Genomic DNA, 17,250 nt, shown 5'->3' on the forward strand with positions numbered 1-17,250 from the left:
GCCCCGGCTGGACGGCGGACGAGGACTTAGCGGACGCCCAAGTTCCTGATTAGAGGTTAACGCGATGTGACGACGGGAACGGAATCGGGTTCGTCACTATGTACCCATTCTTAAGAGTTAATCAACCCGCCGCGATCCAGCGGTCGAGGATCGTGATATCGCGTTCACACGCCGCGAGTTGGCCGGGTTGTTCGGCAACCATGCGCCGTAAACGCGCCTCTACTTCGGCGACGCGCCGATCGGTCTCCACCATTCGGGCGGCGCTCAGCTGCACCACCCGATCGGCCAGCACCGTCTCGGTTTCCACCAGCGCGGTCGCTATCCGCTGCTCGAGCTGGGCTTTTACATTGATGAGCGCGTCGGAGACCCACTGCCGGACGTGCGCGCGATCGGCCAGCTGCCCGCGTGCGCGCACCACCCAGCCCGCCACGCCCGCGCCGAGCAGCAGGGTCACCGGCACGCTCGCGAAATCCAGCGCCGGGACCAGCGAAAGTGGCGAAACCAACAATCGGCCGAGGCCGACACCCGCCGACGCGCCGAGCGCGATCACTAGGTGATCTTCGACACCACGGTGCCGCGGGTCGGGGTCGGGGCCGACGCGCGGCGCGGGGTCGCGGCGGCGCGACGGCATGGACTGCGTCGGCGCGGCACCGAGGAGTCCCGGCCCGGTGCCGAGCAGTCCCGGCCCGACGCTGCTGTCGATGTGCGCGGTGAGTTCGGCGAGGCGCTGGTCGATGGCGAGGTCGAGCGCGCCGGTCAGTTCGGTGGTGGCGTGCTGCAACCGCTCCGGGTAGCCGCCGAGCTCGCTGCGGCGCATGCGGTCCAGGTCGGCGCGGGTCGCGGTGTGCAGCGCCCGGATCCGGGCACCCACCTCCGTCATCAGGTCGACCCGCGCCAGGTGCAGCTGGCCGCGCAGCGTGGACATGGCGGTAGCCCGGCCGCCGTCGCGGCCTGCGAGCATGATCGCGCGCTCCTCACGCAGCCTGGCCGTCTCCGCGCCGGACTGTAGCGCCGTGACCTGCTCGAAAACCCGCTGCCTGGTATCGGCGAGCACGCGTGCGGTCACCGCCGCGAGCCGGTCACCGCCCTCGGCTTCCGCGCCGGTCGCGGCCGCGGCCAGCGCCGCGTGCAGGGCGCCGAGGCCGGACCGGTCGAGCAGCCCCGCGTCGCCCGCGGTGCGCGCCGCCGCGGCGAGCCGCGCCGAGACCGGCACGATGTCCAGATCGGCGACCCCCTGTGCGGCCAGCAGTTCCAGGTCGCGCGCCCGGACCGAGCGCCAATCCTGATAGGCGTGAATGGCGTTCATGGCGAGCAGAATTCGGGTGCCGTCCGAGCGGAGGCGATGCACGATGCGCAGGAGGTCGGCGCCGAGGGTGGTCCCGGCGTCCAGCAGGATCAGCGCGACCGGCGATGGCGCGGTCCCCGACGGCGAGGTGGTCTCCACCGCCGTGCTCGCGTCGGTCACCGGGTCGGTCAGCTCGATGCGCGGCTCGAACCGAGCCAGTTCGGTGCGCAGCAGCGTGGTGTTGGCGTCGGCGGGCCCGATCAAGGTCACGGCACCCGCCGCACCGGTTCCGCGCACCGCGCGCAGTAGCGCTACGCCCTGCGGATTCCACCGCGCCACAACGGCTTCCACCTCCGCGGGCGGGCCTGCCGGTCGCTCGACCGCGGCAGGCCGCGCGGCTGCGACAGCCGAGGGTGCCGTGTCGGCAGGCAACTCGAGCGGTCGGTCACCGCCGCGCGGACCGGGCGGTTCAGAGTCCGGCACTGCTCATCCGTTCCCATAGTCGGATGTAGCCGTTGTGCACACGCAGGGCGGCGCGGCGAGCGGCGGGCGGCATATCGCTGGCGACGACGGCGCGCCAGCGGGCGGCACGGGCCATCGCGTCGTCGGCGTCCGCGGGCGCCGGGGCGCGATAACCCGCGGCGAGGTGCGCGACCGAGGGATGGGCGAGGCCGGCGCACAGACCGAGCCACCGGGCGTCGTCACCGAAGAGGTACGCCTCCAAGATGTCTCGGGCGGTGCTACCTTCCGCGGGCACCGCCCGGGCAGCCAGCCGGGACAGTTCGTCGAGGAGCTCTCCGCCGCGCAACGCGGAGACCTGCTCGTACCGGCGGTGCAGCAACTGGTGCACCGCGTCGATTCCGCTTGCCGCGTGCAGGATTTGCAGCAACGTCTGCGGCGCGAGCTGCGGGTCGTGGCCGAGCGCGGCGAGTGCGCAGGTCACGCCGTACAGGTCCCAGCGTTGCAGCAGCTGCTCGCGTTCGGCCAGGTCCGGGCCGGGCGCGACGAACAGGTCCGGGGAAAGCGTCAGTGCGGCATCGGCATTCGCGGCCAGCCTGCGAAACGCGGTCAGGTCGGCCTCGGTCAGTGCGCCCGCCCTGGTGCGCATGGCCAGCGAGGCGACCACCGGCAGCACCGCGAGGCCGAGCTCCCTGCCGTACTGCTCGGCGGCGGCGACCGCGTCCGCCCAGCGCGCGCCGATCGCGTCGGCCTTGTTCAACACCACGATGGTGCGCTCGGGCGGCAGCGTGGCGAGCACGCGACGATCCGCGGGCGATGGTGCGGCCGACAGCACGTAGACGGCGATATCGGCGTCGAGCACCGGATCGGGCATGTCCGGCTCGTCGACCGGGCCGGACTCGACGGCGGACATCAGCGCGAGCGCGTGCGACACCGTGGTGCGACCCGCGTGCGAACGACCGAGCACCTGAATGCGCGGTGGTGTGCGCCAGGCGCTGACCGCGGCGCTCGCGGCATAACCGATCTGCTTGTCCCGCCCCGTCCCGAACCGCAGTTCGGCGAGCAGCCGATCGAGCTGATCGTGCTCGGGTACCCCGCGTTCCCGCAACGGCCCGTCGGACTCGGTGGCTGTCGGCATGTCGTACCCCCTCTACGGTGCGCAATTCTTGCAGAAGACGCAGCCGTTGGCGGGGACGACCGCCTCAGGCGCCGCTGAAGTATTTGTTCACGGTGCGCACCGCCCAGTTCGGCGCGTATTTCGCGGCGGCGGCCAGTACCTTTGCCTGCGCGCCGATCTCGTAGTGCACCCGGGGCAGCCGGCTGCGCTTACGGGTGGCCTCCCAGATGCCCGCCGCGACGTCCTCGGCGGTCAGCCGCACGCCGAGCGACTTCGTGGTCCCGGTTTCCACCCCGTCGACCATCGCGGTGTCCACGAACAGCGGCCAGATCGCGATCACCCGGATATCGTGACGCTCCCATTCCAGATCGAGGGCCTCGGTGAGGCTCTTGACCGCCGCTTTGCTCGCGCCGTAGCTGGCCAGTTCGGGCTGGCCGTAGATCGCCGAGGCCGAGCACAGGTTCACCACCTGCGCGCCCGGTGTATCCCGCAGGTAGCCGAACGCCGTGTGCGTGCCGGTGAGCACGCCGCCGAGGTTGACGTCGATGATCGCCTGATGGGTGGCCAGCTCGAGGTCTTCGAACGGGCCGGCGCGCAGAATGCCCGCATTGTTGATCAGAATGTCCAGCTGCCCGGCGGCGGCGTGGAACTCGGCCAGCCGTTCCGACCAGTGCGTGGCGTTCATCACATCGAGAACGCCAGTGTGCACGCTGGCACCGGTGCTCGCGATGTCGGCCGCGAGCCTGCCGAGCCCGACCTCATCGATGTCGTAGGCGCCGACCCGATACCCCTGCGCAGCGAAAAGCAGAGCCGTCGCGCGTCCGATTCCGGCCGCTGCTCCGGTGATGAACACTGACGGTCTGCCCATACCGCGCAGTCTAGTGCGGCGGGGCAGACCGGACCGGGCTTCCCAGACCCACCGTCGGTCATTTACCCTGCTTGGACGTGGTCGGCGCCAGTGTTGGTGCACAACTTCGCTTTTCGACAAGCGGCAACCGACCTCACCGACGAGGAGGTCGCGATGACAGCAGATGTCATCGGCACTGCCGATACGGAGCCCGCCCTAGCGGACGGGAAACCGCTGCTGCCGAGTAACGATCCGTTCCACCGCCCGCCCAAGGGTTTCGCGGCCAAGCCGCCCGGCACCATCCTGCGCAGCCGCAAGATCGAGCTGGCCCTGTTCGGTGTTGTGCCGCAGCGGGTCTCGGCCTGGCAACTGCTCTACCGCAGCTGCGATATGCACGGCACGCCGGAGGCGGCGATCACCACGGTGCTGCTGCCGCTGGACGCGGACCCACAAGAAGACCGGCCGCTGTTGGCCTTTCAGACCGCCATGGACGCGGTCACCGAGAAGTGCTCCCCTTCTTACGCCTTGCGCTACGGCGCCCGCGCGCTCGGCTCGGTCACCCAGTTCGAGTGGCTGCTCGTCGCGAACGCGCTGCGCCGCGGCTGGGCCGTCAGCATCGCCGATCACGAGGGCCCGCGCGGAAACTTCGGCGCGCCACGCGAACCCGGCTATCGCTCGCTCGACGGTGTGCGCGCGGCGCAGCGGTTCGCCCCGCTCGGCCTCGGCGCGCACACGCCGGTCGCGGTGTGGGGTTACTCCGGTGGCGGCATGGCCAGTGCCTGGATGGTGGAGATGGCGCCGACCTACGCGCCCGAACTCGACATCGTCGGCGCGGTGCTCGGTGCCCCCGTCGGCGATCCGGGGCAGGTCTTCGCCCGGCTGAACGGCTCGAGCTACGCCGGGCTGCCCGCGATCGTGATCGCGGCGCTGCGCAGGCTGTATCCGGTGCTCGGCGCGATGTTGCAGAACGAACTCACCCTGGACGGCCGCCGTTTCGTGGCCCGCGCGGAGTCCGCAACTCCGTTCGGCGCCATCTTCGGCCTCGCCAACAAGCGCATAAACGACTATCTGAGCCGTCCGCTCGACGAGCTGATCGCGACGCCGGAGTTCCAGGCCATGTTCGACGATCTGCGCCTTGGCAATTCGACGCCGACCTGTCCGCTGCTCGTGGTGCAGCCGGTGCACGACCAGGTGATCCACATGGACGGCATCGACGGCCAGGTCGAGCGCTACCGGCGCGGCGGCGCGGCGGTGAGCTACGTGCGCGACCGGCTCAGCGAGCATTTCTCGCTGCTGCCGCTGTCCACACCGCTGAGCCTGGAATGGCTGGCCGACCGGCTGGCCGGGCAACCGGTGAGCGACGAGGGCGACAGCACCGTGTGGTCGGTCGCCGCGTCGTTGACCGGCGCCCGCGGCCTGTACGAGATGATGGTGACCGCGGCCAAGGTCGCGCTCGGCCGCCCGCTGCGACAGGAGAGCGCGCCGGTGGCCACGATCGCCCGCGCACGCGCCGCCTGACCTCCCGCTGGACGGCAAGCGCACAGTCGATTGCCGCCCCACTCCTTCGATGCTGGACAATGGACGCCGTGAACGACGCCGCGAACCATACTGCCGAGTCAGTTCCGGGCCCGCCGTCCACAGGCCCGGCCCCGACCGACCGTGCGCTGAGGAAGAACCCGGGCTCACGCCTGTACCCCCGCGTCACCAGCTTCCGGTCGCGCCGAGGCGCGCTGACCGCGACACAGCAGCAATCGTGGGCCAGGATGTGGCCGACGATCGGCCGCGAGGTCGCCGACGAACCGCTGGACGCCACCGCCTGGTTCGGCCGCGAAGCACCGCTGGTCATCGAGATCGGCTGCGGCACCGGCACCGCCACCGCGGCGATGGCACAGGCCGAGCCGCACTTGAATCTGATCGGCATCGAGGTGTACCGGCCCGGCCTCGCCCAACTGGTGCAGCGCATCGAGCGGGAAAAGATCGACAACATCCGATTGCTGCGCGGCGACGCCGTCGACGTGCTGGAAAATATGATTGCTGCCGGATCGCTGACCGGCGTCCGAGTCTTCTTTCCCGACCCGTGGCCCAAGGCGCGTCACCACAAACGGCGCCTGCTGCAGCCCGCGACATTCGCATTGATCGCCGATCGACTAAAACCCGGCGGTGTGTTGCATGTCGCTACCGATCACGCCGACTATGCCGAACATATTGCGGCGGTCGGCGCGGAAGAGCCGCTGCTCAAAGGCATGAACGAAGCCGCAGGCGGTATCAGCGCGGAGCATCGGGACACCGCCCCCATCGGTTTCGAAAGGCCCGTCACGAAATTCGAGGGCAAGGCGCATCGTGCCGGTAGCGCCATTACGGAGCTCATATGGGGGAAGATTGATTAATGAGCGAGCGTAGCGAGCGAACGATTAGCTCAGCCGTCCTGACGGTCATGACGGAACCGAGCGCAGCGAGGTGGAGTCATGAGTGAGCGCCAGCGAGCGAATCACAGGCACAGTGCGCGTTCGCGCATGACGGAACCGAGCGCAGCGAGGTGGAGTCATGAGCGTCTCTGAGATGGCCCACGAGGTGGTCGATGTTGCCGGGGAGGTGCAGGGCACCGGTTCGGAAGGTCTGGGTGGGGTCACCCCGGACGTGCGCCGGGTCCTGCTGGTGTGGGACGCCCCGAACCTCGACATGGGTCTCGGCGCCATCCTGGGCGGGCGGCCGACGGCGGCCTACCGCCCCAGATTCGACGCGCTCGGCCGGTGGCTGCTGGCGCGCACGGCCGAATTGTCGGTCGGCAACGTGCACCGGGTCGAGCCGGAAGCCACCGTTTTCACCAATATCGCGCCGGGCACGGCCGATGTGGTGCGACCGTGGGTCGAGGCACTGCGCAATGTCGGTTACGCGGTCTTCGCCAAGCCCAAGATCGACGAGGACTCCGACGTCGACGCCGACATGCTCGCGCACATCGAACTGCGCAGCCGCGGCGCCGGGCTGGCGGGCATCATGGTCGCCTCGGCCGACGGCCAGGCGTTCCGGGAGCCGCTCGAGGAGCTCGCCGCCAGCGGAATCCCTTGTCAGGTATTAGGCTTTCGCGAGCACGCGAGTTGGGCCGTCACTTCGGATACCCTCGAATTCATCGATCTCGAGGACATCCCGGGCGTGTTCCGTGAACCGCTGCCCAGGGTCAGCCTCGACTCGCTGCCCGACGAGGGCGCTTGGCTGCAGCCGTTCCGGCCGCTGTCGGCGCTGCTCACCTCTCGCCCAGCGCAAGGAGTCGCTTAAGTGTTCACACGCTGGGGCGATCTGGTCTACAAGCTGCGCTTCGGCGTCATCGGTATCGTCGCGGCCGCGCTGTTGGCGCTGGGCGGATACGGCCTCGGTTTGGGAGACCACCTCAGCTCCAGCGGGTGGGACGACCCGACCTCGGAATCCTCGCGGGGCGCGCAGATCGCCGACGCGGCCTTCGGACGCGACCACAACAGCGACGTCATCGTGCTGTACACCGCGCCCGAGGGTAAGACGATCGATGATCCGGAGTTCAAGCAGAAGGTCGTCGACAGCCTGAACCGGCTGCCGCGTGAGTACCCGGAGATCAGCAAGATCAACGGTGCCTACTGGCCGACCGAGACCGGCCAGGCCTCGCCGCTGACCTTCGGTTCGAAGGACAAGAAGTACACCTTCGCCTCGATCGCCATCAAGGGCGACAACGACACCGACATGTTGAACAACTTCCGGAAGGTGAAGAACGTCTTCACCATTCCGGGAGTGGACGTGCAGGTGGCAGGCTTGCAAGCGGTGGCGGGCACGCTGAACGACACCATGGCCGAGGACCAGCACCGGATGGAGATCCTGGCCATCCCCGCCGTCGCGGTGTTGCTGTTCTTCATCTTCGGTGGCCTGGTCGCGGCAGGCTTGCCGCTGATCGTCGGTGGTCTCACGGTGATCGGCGCGCAGGGCATCGTGCTGTTCATTACCCGATTCACCGAGGTCAACTCGTTCGTCGCACCGGTCGTCTCGATGATCGGCCTGGGTTTGGCGATCGACTACGGCCTGTTCATCGTCAGCAGATTCCGTGAGGAACTCGCCGAGGGCTACAGCACCCCCGCCGCGGTGCGCCGATCGGTGATGACCGCGGGCCGCACCGTCGTGTTCTCCGCCACGATGATCATCGCCAGCCTCGGCGGCATGCTGCTGTTTCCGCAGGGCTTCCTGAAGTCGATTGCCTACGGATCCATCGCCACGGTCTCGCTGGCGGCGCTGACCTCGATCACCATCCTGCCCGCGATGCTCGGCGTGCTCGGCCCGCGGGTGGACATGTTCGGGCTCAAGAAGTTCCGCAAGACCAAGACCGCCGACGAGGTGGAGAACGGTTTCTGGGGCAAGTCCACCCGCTGGGTGATGCAGCATCCACTCAAGATCGCGATTCCGATCTGCATCCTGTTGCTGCTGTTGATCATTCCGGTCAAGAATCTGGCCTTCGGCGGCATCAACGAGCGGTACCTGCCGCCGGACAATTCGACGCGGCTCGCGCAGGCGAAGTTCGACTCGATCTTCCCGCTGCGCAAATCCGACCCGATCCAACTGGTGTTCGTGTCGCAAAACAGCAACGACGTCGGCAAGGTGTGGGCGCAGGCCAAGCAGGCGCCCGGGCTCGCAGGCACCTTCGACGTCCCGTCGCGCTCGAACACCGACAATCAGGTCTATCGCACCAGCGCGACCCTCGCCGACTCCGAGGACGCCGACCCGACGATCGACTATCTGCGCTCGATCGACGTGCCCGACGGCGTGGAGATGTACGTCGGCGGGCAACCGGTGATCCAGAAGGACAGCATCGACGCGCTGCTGGACCGGATGCCGTTGATGATCGGGCTCGTGCTGCTGGTCACCACGCTGCTGATGTTCCTGACCTTCGGCTCGCTGGTGCTGCCGATCAAGGCCGCGCTGATGAGCGCGCTCGGATTGGGTTCCACGCTCGGCATTTTGACCTGGATCTTCGTCGACGGGCACGGTGCCGGGCTGCTGAACTTCACCCCGCAGCCGATCATGTCGCCGGTGCTGGTGCTGATCATCGCGGTGATCTACGGTCTGTCGACCGACTACGAGGTCTTCCTGCTCTCCCGGATGGTCGAGGCGCGCACGCAAGGTGCGTCCACCACCGAGGCGGTGCGGATCGGTACCGCGCAGACCGGGCGCATCATCACCGCGGCCGCGCTCATCCTGCTCGTGGTCACCGGCGCGTTCGCGTTCTCCGATCTGGTGATGATGCAGTACCTCGCGTACGGCATGATCGCCGCGCTGTTCATCGACGCCACCATTCTGCGCATGCTGCTGGTGCCCGCGACCATGAAGCTGCTCGGTGACGACTGCTGGTGGGCGCCGGCCTGGATGAAGAAGATCCAGCAGAAGATCGGCCTCGGCGAGCCCATCCTCGACGACGAGCGGCCCGGCGGCGGCGAGGTCGTCGACCTGGTCAAGACCACCCCCATCACCGACCCCGTCACCATGCAGATCCCCGCCATCAACGAGGGCAATCGGCCGCGCAAGCCGCGCCGCCCGCGCACGGTGGAGGAGATCGAGGCCGAGGCGCCGACGCGCAGGCTCGACAAGGTTCCGCCCGCCGCGCCCAAGCCGCCGGGGACGCCCGCGCCCGCGCCGCTCGACCCGACGCGTCAGCGACCCGCAGCGCCGACGGGCTTCGCATCGGACCCGAGCATGCCGCGCCAGACCGGCCCGGCGGATCCGAATGGGCAGCGCCACATTCCTTTCCCCTCGATTCCGCACGATCCCACCGGGCCCCGGCCTGGTCCGCCCTTCGAGGCCGGCGGTCGCGATGGTGACGCTCGGCCCGACGGAGCATCGGGTACGTCGTTCTCGGCCTTCGAGTCTCCTGCGGCGAACTCGTTCGAGCCGCCTGCGACGCCTGCGGTCTCCTTCGACAGCACCCGGCGTCCCGAGGCCAAGTTCGAGCCGACGCAGCCGACCCCGTCCGTTTCGCCCGCGGGCCCGGCACCGGCGGCGTACTCGGAGTTCGTTGCGCCACCCCAGGATCCGCCTGCGGAGCGGCCGACCCACCACGCCGCCCCCGCCGTCCCGCCGGAGGGACCGGCCGAGATCACCGATGTCGGCGACCCGAACCGCAACAGCATCGAGAACTGGATGGCCGAACTTCGCTCGTCGCGTCGCTCCGGCAAGCCGGAAGAAGGCCGTCACCACGGTGGCGACGGGCGCACCGTCAGCGTCAACGAACTGCTCCGCCGCCGCGACCGGGAGTAATCGGTCGCAGCGGCGGACAGGGATCCGGCACGGGTCAGCGCGTCGGCGCCTCGCCGGTTTCGCGTGAGTTCGCACCTGCCTCGGCGAACGCGCGCGCATATCTGGTGCCCACGACGAGGAGCAGGACGCCGACCGCCAGGAAGGCCGCGACGCGAAGCAGACCGCCCAGCGTGGCCAGATCGAACAGGAACAGTTTGGCCAGAGCCGCCGCGGTGACCAGCAAGCCGGAGCCGAGCGCGAGCTTGGCGACCGCGGTGGCCTTACCGATATTGCGCAGACCGTAGAACAGCGCGGCCGTGGCGCCCGCCATCCACAGGATGGTTGCGGCGCTGTGGCCAATGAGGAAACCGTCCTCCGCGCCGGTGGCGACGCCGATCGAGACGGTCGCGGTCGTCACCGAATACAGCCCGGCGATGCTCGCGGCGATCCACTGCAGTTCGGCGGTGCCCTGCAAGCCCGGCAGTTTGCGTGCACCCCAGACCGCCACGGCGACCACCGCGAGAGCGAGTACCGCGCCGACCACTGTCGAAATGCTCAGGTTCGCTTCCGAACGATGCTGGGAGGCAAGGACTTCCGGTCCGGCGATGTTCAGGAAGGCGAACGCGCCGAGGGTCGCGAAGGCCGCGCCGATACCGGCGGTGACACCGGAACGGCGTTGCCCGGCCACGCCGAGGAAGGCCAACGCCACCAGGAACCACGCGGTCGGCAGCGTGCGCGGATCGGTCACCGAGACGCACGTCTCGAGCAGCGCGATCGATCCGGCCACCGCGGCCACCAGTGCGGTGTGACCCGGAACCTTCGCCACCGCAGCCACTTTCGGAATCAGCGTGGTTGCCGCCACGGCGAGCAGTACCGCCGCGAAGACGCCCGCGATCACTGCCGCGATGGGTCGTTCGGCCTCGTACATCCCCGGCACCACCAGCATCGGCACCGTCGCCAGCGCGAACATCAGCGAGGCGGTGAGGTCGGTGGGCTTGCGCCGCACCACCACGATGGTCCCGACCAAGCCGACCAGCGCTACCGCCACAGCGGCGAGGAGCAACAACGGTCGCTCGCCCGGCGCCGGCCCGCTGAAGATCGCACCCGCGACGAACAAAAAGGTAGCCAGCGCCGCGGGCAAGGTGCGCACCACATGCAGATACGGCCAGTCCCGCACCAATTGCACCGGCACACAAGCGAACTGCAACACGATCAGGAACGCCAGCAACGCCAGCTCCGTCGTCAGGATCGGCGACAGCACCGCCGCGCCGACCACCACCAGCACCGCAAGCGGCTGCGACTGCCACCGCATCGCCAGCGCCACACCGACGGCAGCGACACCGAACGCCACCGCGAACCCGATCACCGGATGCAGCCAGTGATAGATCGCCGTCACCGCCACCACATCCAGGTACGCGCCCGCGAAACCGGTGGCCGCCAACGCGATCCCGCCGACCTGGCCACCGACCCGCCCGAACACCCGCATCCCGGCAGCCACCAGCCCCACCGAGAACGCCGCGCCCGCGACAACCCTCGGCACCGGCCCGAAGAACCCCGCCTGCGCGGCCAGCACCAGCAGCATCACCACGCCGATCAACGTGACACCGACGCCCGCCACCGCAAGCAGCCTGCTGATCACCCCATCCCGCTGCCACCACGGTGTCTGTGGAACCCGCGGACCGCTACGCGGCGGCGGCCGCATGCCCGGCGGCATCGGCGCGCCCATCGGCGGTACCGGCCCGTGCGGCGGCATCGGCCCCCGCGCCGCCGGCTGAGCCGCCGCATTCGGCATCCCGGCGCCCTGCGGCCCCGCCACCCAACCGGATACCGCCCCGGCCGGAGCCGGAGCGAACCGCGGCACATAAGCCGGCGGCACCATCGAGCCCGGCGGAACCACACCGGAGGGAATCGGATGCAGCGGCCATGTCGACTCCGTCGGTGCGGGCGACCCAGGCACACCCGATGCCGGAGCATCGGGAGCCCGATCGCCTGTTCCCGCCGAAGCATCCGACCCCGGCGCAGCGGCAGCCTGATCCCCCGCAGCCGACTTCGGCGCAGCGGGACCTTGCTCCTCCGCCCCGGCCGCGGGCACCCCCGCTCCCGAAACCTCCTGCGCCCCAGCGGGACCCCCGACAACCTGAGTCCGCAACAACTCCAGGTCCCGCCCGAGCACACCCATCTGCGCCCCCAGCGCAGAAAACTCACCCGAGATGCGCGAAATCAGCGCCGGATCGATAGATGTGGTCATAACCCAATGCTGATCCCCCCACCGCCAACGAACATGAGTAGAAACCCCCGATACCCACCAGATATCTACCCGACTTCGCCCATCAACTGTTTCCGCTCGCGCTGCGGCAGCCCTACCCACCGGTCGCGGTACCAGAACGGACTCCGCCAGTTGCTACATAGGGGGCCGGATCGAATTCACGTGCAGCCCGGAAATAGTCGCGGGTCAGGGGGTGGTGGGTTGGAGGGTGGTTATGTGGTGGATGGTGGTGAGGACGGTGGTGCGTGGGGGGAGGTGGAGGGGGCCGGGGGGTGGTTCGGCGGCCCAGTGCCAGCCGCGGGGGGAGTCGGTGGTGGGGAGGGGGATGTGGTGGCCGCCGGGGACGATGGTGACCTGATGGGCGGCCAGGCGGCGGCGGACCGGGATCTCGACGGGGCGCGCCGGGGTCGGTGGGGCGACGAGGAAGGTCCAGGTGCGGGCGCCGGGGTCGGCGACCACGGGGGCGGGGTGGGTGCGGTCGAGGGTGGCCAGGACGTTGCGGCCCAGCTCGGGTGGCATCACGATGGCGCCTAAGACGGAGCCGGTGGTGACCATCGGGCGGCCGGCCAGCAGTTGTACCGGGAGGCCGTACAGATGCCGAAGTTCGTGTGCGATTTCGAGGGGAGTCCGACAGCGCTCGAACATATTCATGGTCGCCGCCCTTTGCTATCAAAGTTGCAGAAAGGCAACGATATTCCATCCGGCGGCCGACGAGTCGTACGCAATGTCCCACTTCGGTCGATTGTGATGACTTAGCGTCGTACCCTGAAACCCAGATGTAACAAAGGGAATTGGGTACATGGACGATTCGTCGATCGGCGTGCGCATCCGAATGTTTCGCGGCAAGGCGCTCACCCAGCGCCAACTCGCGGATACGGCCGGGGTCAGCGTCGACCTGGTGCGCAAACTCGAGCAGGGTGGCCGCCAGACCGCCTCGATCGCCAGCCTGCAGAAACTGGCTCGCGCACTGGATGTGGACATCGCCGACCTCATCGGTAAACGCGCGGGCGTGCCGTCCAGCGACCCCGATGCGGGCATCGTCGCCATCCGGCGCGCACTGACCCCGGTCGACGACCTGCTCGGTGAGACGAACGACGAGGCGGCGATCAGCCTCGACGACGGCCGCCGCGCGGTCGATTACGCCTGGGGCGCCTACTGGGTGGGCCGTTACGAGCTGCTCACCTCGATCCTCCCGTCGGGGCTGACCCAATTGCGCGCCACCGTGCACGCCGCGCGCAACGGCTCGGTCGCGGTCGCCAACGAGTTGCTGGCCCGGATGTATTGGGTCACCGGTTGCACCCTGGTGCACCTCGGCCAGACCGATCCGGCGTTCCTGGCGATCCGGCACGCGCTCGCGGCGGCGGAGGCGGGCAACGACCCGCTGCTGCTCGGCACCATCCGTGGCTCGGTCGCCTGGCAGCTGCTCGTGCAGGGCCGCTACGACGAATCGCGCCGGGTGGCGTTGCGCGCGGCGACCGGGCTGGAGCCGACCGGCGAGGTCACCCCGGCGCACCTGTCCGCGTACGGCTCGCTGGTTCTGCTCGGCGCGACCGCCGCGGGCCGGGCGCAGGCGGTACCAGAGGCGTTGTCACTGGTCGAGGCGGCGAACGAGGTCGCACTGCGGATCGGCACGGACCGGCGCGACTACGAAACCTATTTCGGCCCTTCCCAAGTCGTCATGCAGACGGTCGACGTCAATGTCTCCGCCGAGCGGTACTCGGAGGCGCTGGCCGCCGCGAAGGCCATGCCCGCCAACAGCGGGCTTCCGCAGGCCTGCCGCGCCCGCCATCTCACCGACACCGCCGTCGCCCTGACCCGCACCGGCCAGCACCGGCGCGCACTCGACACGCTGCTCACCGCCGAACGGGTCGGCGGTCCCGACTGGCTCAAATATCAGTCCCTGCCCCGCCACATCGTTTCCGAGCTGCTCGACCACGACCGCCGAGTCCCGTTGCGCGCCTTCGCCCGCCGGATCGGCGTCAACACCTAGGCTTTGGGGTCTAGCCTGCGGCGAAGGGCGCTGCGGCGCGGTCGATCACCTCGTCCAGGATCTCGCGCGAGCGGACCAGCTCGTCGATGGTGCGGTCGATCCGCTGCCGCTGGATCGTCAACTGAGCGACCAGCTCCGGCGTCGCGGATTCGTTCGGTCCACCGTCCGCATCGCGCATGCACGGCAGGAGCTGCCCGATGGTCTTGCTGTTCAGCCCGGCCGCGAACAGTTCCTGGATGTGAATGACCCGGTCCACCGCCCGCTCGGAGTACTCCCGGTGCCCGCCGGGCGTGCGCTCGGACGCCAGCAGCAGTTGCTCCTCGTAGTAGCGCAGCGACCGTTCGCTGACGCCGGTGCGCTTGGCCAGTTCCCCGATGCGCATCCGGTCAGTGCCCCATCATGCGGCGCCAGTGCGCCATGAAGGGGTGTTTGGCGGTGACCGAGCCGAACCGGACGCGGCCGCGCACCACCAGGTGCAGCGGGCCGAGCGGCGGGCCGGTGCGCACCTTGTTGGTCACGCTGGACCCGATCAGGTCGACCTCGTTGAGGTCGACGGTGGCCTCGGTGGGCACGATCAGCGTGAGCGAGCTGCAGTAGTCGTCGACGTTCAGCTCGACCACCTGGGTGGACATGATCGCCTCGGTGAAGTCCAGGGTCACGCCGGAGAGCCAGCTGTTCAGATGCAGCGACGGCGCGACATGCCACGGCCCGCGCCTGCTCACCCCGGACAGGCGGGAGCGAATCACGCCGCCCGGCACGGCGTCCGGACTCAGCGGTGGCGGTACCGGCCGGTGCTGCTTGACGAATGAGGGAGCGGTGTTCACGAAGGTCGACGGCGGCGCGCTCGGCCGGCCGACCAGCCGGACGCCGGGCAGATCGATCAGCACGGAGTTCAGTTCGCCGCGGGTCTTCGCGGCCAGCGCCGTATCCATCCGTTCGGTGAACTCGCCGAGCGAGAGCATGCCGAGTCCGACGGCGCGCTGCAGCAGCTGACCGACGTGCTCGCGCTCGGCGTCGGACACGCGTAGATCCCGGTCGCCGATCGCGTCTCCGGAGCCGACGCCATTGGATACCGATTCGGGTCCGCCCATGTTTCAAGATTACCGATTCGGGCCCCGAGATGTATCAGGGCGATCCCGGATGCCCGAGTACTACTTCGAGCACGTTTTACTCGTCGAGCCCCTGTTCGATCGCGTAGCGGGTGAGCTCGACCCGGTTGGCCAGCTGGAGTTTGCGCAGCGTCGCCTGGACGTGGTTCTCCACGGTGCGATGGCTCAGCCCGAGCCGCGACGCGATCTGCTTGGCGGACAAGCCCTTCGCGACCATCCGCAGCACCTCGGTCTCCCGCTCGGTCAGGGCCGGGCGGTGCGGCTCGTCGGGCTCGGCCGGGGTGGTGGCCATGCGCCGGTATTCGCCGAGGACCAAACCAGCGAGTCCGGGCGTGAACACCGGCTGGCCCGCCGCTGTCGCGCGCACCGCCTCGATCAGCTCCGCCACCGACGCGCTCTTCACCAGGTATCCCGAGGCTCCGGCCTTGATCGCGTCGAGCACGTCGTCGCGCTCGGCCGAGGCCGAGAGGACGAGCACCCGGCTGTCCGGCGAGACACGCAGCACCTCGGCGGTCGCCTGCGCACCGTTCCCGTCGGGCAACTGCATGTCCATCAGCACCACCGCGGGCCGCACCGCCGCCGCCCGTCTGGTCGCGCTGCCGACCCCGTCCGCGGTGGCGGCCACCTCGAAGCCCGCCTCGGCGAGGTCGCGCGAGACGCCGTCGCGCCACATCGGGTGGTCGTCCACCACCATCACCGAGATCGCCTCGGCCGCAGCATCGTCGGTCACGCCGCACCTCCTGTTTCGTCGAAGCTCATGTCCGCGGCACCCGGAACTCCCACTCGGTGCCGAAGCCGACCCCGCCGTCGATCTCGGTGAGCAGATCCGCGGTCCCGCCGAGTGCGCCGATCCGGCCGACGATGGACCGCGAAACTCCGAGCCGCCCTTCGGCTTCGGCCTCCGCCAGCCGGCCCGGCGGGATGCCGACGCCGTCGTCGCGCACGCTGATCACCAGCTCGTCGCCCGTGTCCTCCAGCAGCACATAGGCTTTCGCGTCGGGCCCGGCGTGCAGCGCGACGTTGGACAGCGCCGTCGCGACGGCCGCCGCGATCTCGGTCCCGGCCCACCGCCCGACCAGCACCGGATCGCCGGGCGTCGAGACGAACACCGACGGCGTCGCGTGCACGGTCAGCAGCGGACGCAGATCGACCTCGGCACCGCCGGAATCCCCCCGATCGGCCGTTTCGGTGATCAGAACCCGCAGCGCCACTTCCTGTTCCGCGGCGCGCTGGGCCAATTCCTCGGTGGGCCCGCCGATCTCGGTGCCGCGCCGCTTGATGTAGCTGAGCACCTGCAGCACCCCGTCGTGCACCTCACGGGAGAGCCGTTCTCGCTCTTCGGTGGCCGCGGTCAGCCGGACCGCGCGTTCGAGCTGGGCCTGGGCGCGGCGCGCGGTGTTGGCCGCCAAACCGAGCGCGAGGCCGACAGAGACGAGCACCGGCACCGTCGCATCGGTCCACACGTCCTGTCCCCACTGGTCGCGCACGGTCAGCGCGACCGCGGCGATCAACGCGCCGGACAGCACACCCGCGAGCGGTCCGCGCAGGATCGCCGCGCCGATCACCGCGTTGGTGGCCCACAACGTGGTCGGCAGCGTCTGATGTCCGTGGTACCAGTCGTAGTCGGCGACCAGCCGGGTCGCCGCCATCAGCGCGATGACCACGACGTGGTCACCGAACACCACCCAGGCGCGCACCCGCCGCACCTCGGGAAACCGCCACTGCGACAACATGATCGCCGACGCACCGGACCAGACCGCCATCAAGGCGATGAGCACCCAGCTCAACCGCTGATTCTGGTAGTAGGGCGCCGACGCGATCTGCTGCAACACCGCGTAGAGCAGCGTCACCAGCCGCAACGCCTGCGCGGCCCGCCACAGCGGGGTCGTCGCGACGTCGGACGAGTGCGGCTCAGCCCCTCGGCGCACCATCGA

14 protein-coding genes are annotated in these 17,250 nt (G+C 69.4%); 5 read left to right on the forward strand and 9 right to left on the reverse strand.

All coding sequences use genetic code 11. The features are described from left to right. Positions 1–121: 121 nt before the first annotated feature. From ACIHA7_RS24250 to ACIHA7_RS24260, 3 genes are all read right to left on the reverse strand, one after another. Positions 122–1,768 carry a hypothetical protein gene (locus ACIHA7_RS24250; protein WP_397293263.1) on the reverse strand — a complete coding sequence of 549 codons (1,647 nt, stop codon included), beginning with the start codon at positions 1,766–1,768 and terminating at the stop codon, positions 122–124. After that, entirely contained in the window at positions 1,755–2,882 is a 1,128-nt protein-coding gene (locus tag ACIHA7_RS24255) for a hypothetical protein (RefSeq protein ID WP_397293264.1), read from the reverse strand. The genes ACIHA7_RS24250 and ACIHA7_RS24255 overlap by 14 nt, the downstream gene beginning before the upstream one ends. Before the next feature lie 64 nt (positions 2,883–2,946). Then, positions 2,947–3,729, reverse strand: a complete 783-nt coding sequence (locus tag ACIHA7_RS24260) for an SDR family oxidoreductase (protein WP_397293265.1) — start codon at positions 3,727–3,729, stop codon at positions 2,947–2,949. A 153-nt stretch (positions 3,730–3,882) separates the two neighbouring features. On the opposite strand from ACIHA7_RS24260, the gene ACIHA7_RS24265 reads away from it, so the two are divergent. From ACIHA7_RS24265 to ACIHA7_RS24280, 4 genes are all read left to right on the forward strand, one after another. Continuing rightward, on the forward strand, positions 3,883–5,226 hold the full coding sequence (locus tag ACIHA7_RS24265) for a lipase family protein (protein WP_397293266.1): 1,344 nt from the start codon (positions 3,883–3,885) through the stop codon (positions 5,224–5,226). A gap of 59 nt (positions 5,227–5,285) precedes the next feature. Continuing rightward, positions 5,286–6,095 (forward strand): tRNA (guanosine(46)-N7)-methyltransferase TrmB, encoded by an 810-nt coding sequence (trmB, locus tag ACIHA7_RS24270; protein WP_397293267.1) that lies wholly within the window; start codon positions 5,286–5,288, stop codon positions 6,093–6,095. 157 nt (positions 6,096–6,252) lie between these two features. Then, the gene (locus ACIHA7_RS24275) at positions 6,253–6,981 is read left to right on the forward strand and encodes an NYN domain-containing protein (protein ID WP_397293268.1); all 729 of its coding nucleotides are present in this window, start codon (positions 6,253–6,255) and stop codon (positions 6,979–6,981) included. Continuing rightward, positions 6,982–9,972, forward strand: a complete 2,991-nt coding sequence (locus ACIHA7_RS24280; RefSeq protein ID WP_397293269.1) for an MMPL family transporter — start codon at positions 6,982–6,984, stop codon at positions 9,970–9,972. A gap of 34 nt (positions 9,973–10,006) precedes the next feature. On the opposite strand, the gene ACIHA7_RS24285 is transcribed toward ACIHA7_RS24280, so the two are convergent. Further along, a complete protein-coding gene (locus ACIHA7_RS24285; protein WP_397293270.1) occupies positions 10,007–12,199 on the reverse strand; it encodes a DUF2339 domain-containing protein in 2,193 nt (730 codons plus the stop codon). Positions 12,200–12,403: 204 nt separating this feature from the next. Continuing rightward, positions 12,404–12,868 carry a hypothetical protein gene (locus tag ACIHA7_RS24290; RefSeq protein WP_397293271.1) on the reverse strand — a complete coding sequence of 155 codons (465 nt, stop codon included), beginning with the start codon at positions 12,866–12,868 and terminating at the stop codon, positions 12,404–12,406. A gap of 148 nt (positions 12,869–13,016) precedes the next feature. Between ACIHA7_RS24290 and ACIHA7_RS24295 the strand changes: the two genes are divergently transcribed. After that, complete coding sequence (locus ACIHA7_RS24295) at positions 13,017–14,207, forward strand: helix-turn-helix domain-containing protein (RefSeq protein ID WP_135233985.1); 1,191 nt, start codon at positions 13,017–13,019, stop codon at positions 14,205–14,207. 10 nt (positions 14,208–14,217) lie between these two features. Here ACIHA7_RS24295 and ACIHA7_RS24300 read toward each other — a convergent pair whose 3' ends face one another. From ACIHA7_RS24300 to macS, 4 genes are all read right to left on the reverse strand, one after another. Further along, complete coding sequence (locus tag ACIHA7_RS24300) at positions 14,218–14,589, reverse strand: MerR family transcriptional regulator (protein ID WP_397293272.1); 372 nt, start codon at positions 14,587–14,589, stop codon at positions 14,218–14,220. Between the two features lie 4 nt (positions 14,590–14,593). After that, positions 14,594–15,250, reverse strand: coding sequence for a DUF1707 domain-containing protein (locus tag ACIHA7_RS24305; protein ID WP_397293835.1), 657 nt, complete (start codon positions 15,248–15,250; stop codon positions 14,594–14,596). A 124-nt stretch (positions 15,251–15,374) separates the two neighbouring features. Then, a complete protein-coding gene (locus ACIHA7_RS24310; protein ID WP_107659835.1) occupies positions 15,375–16,010 on the reverse strand; it encodes a response regulator transcription factor in 636 nt (211 codons plus the stop codon). Between the two features lie 61 nt (positions 16,011–16,071). Continuing rightward, on the reverse strand, positions 16,072–17,247 hold the full coding sequence (macS, locus tag ACIHA7_RS24315; RefSeq protein WP_397293273.1) for a MacS family sensor histidine kinase: 1,176 nt from the start codon (positions 17,245–17,247) through the stop codon (positions 16,072–16,074). Between the last annotated feature and the right edge of the window lie 3 nt (positions 17,248–17,250).

It is taken from the genome of Nocardia sp. NPDC052316 (assembly GCF_044547795.1).
Taxonomy (GTDB): Bacteria; Actinomycetota; Actinomycetes; order Mycobacteriales; family Mycobacteriaceae; genus Nocardia.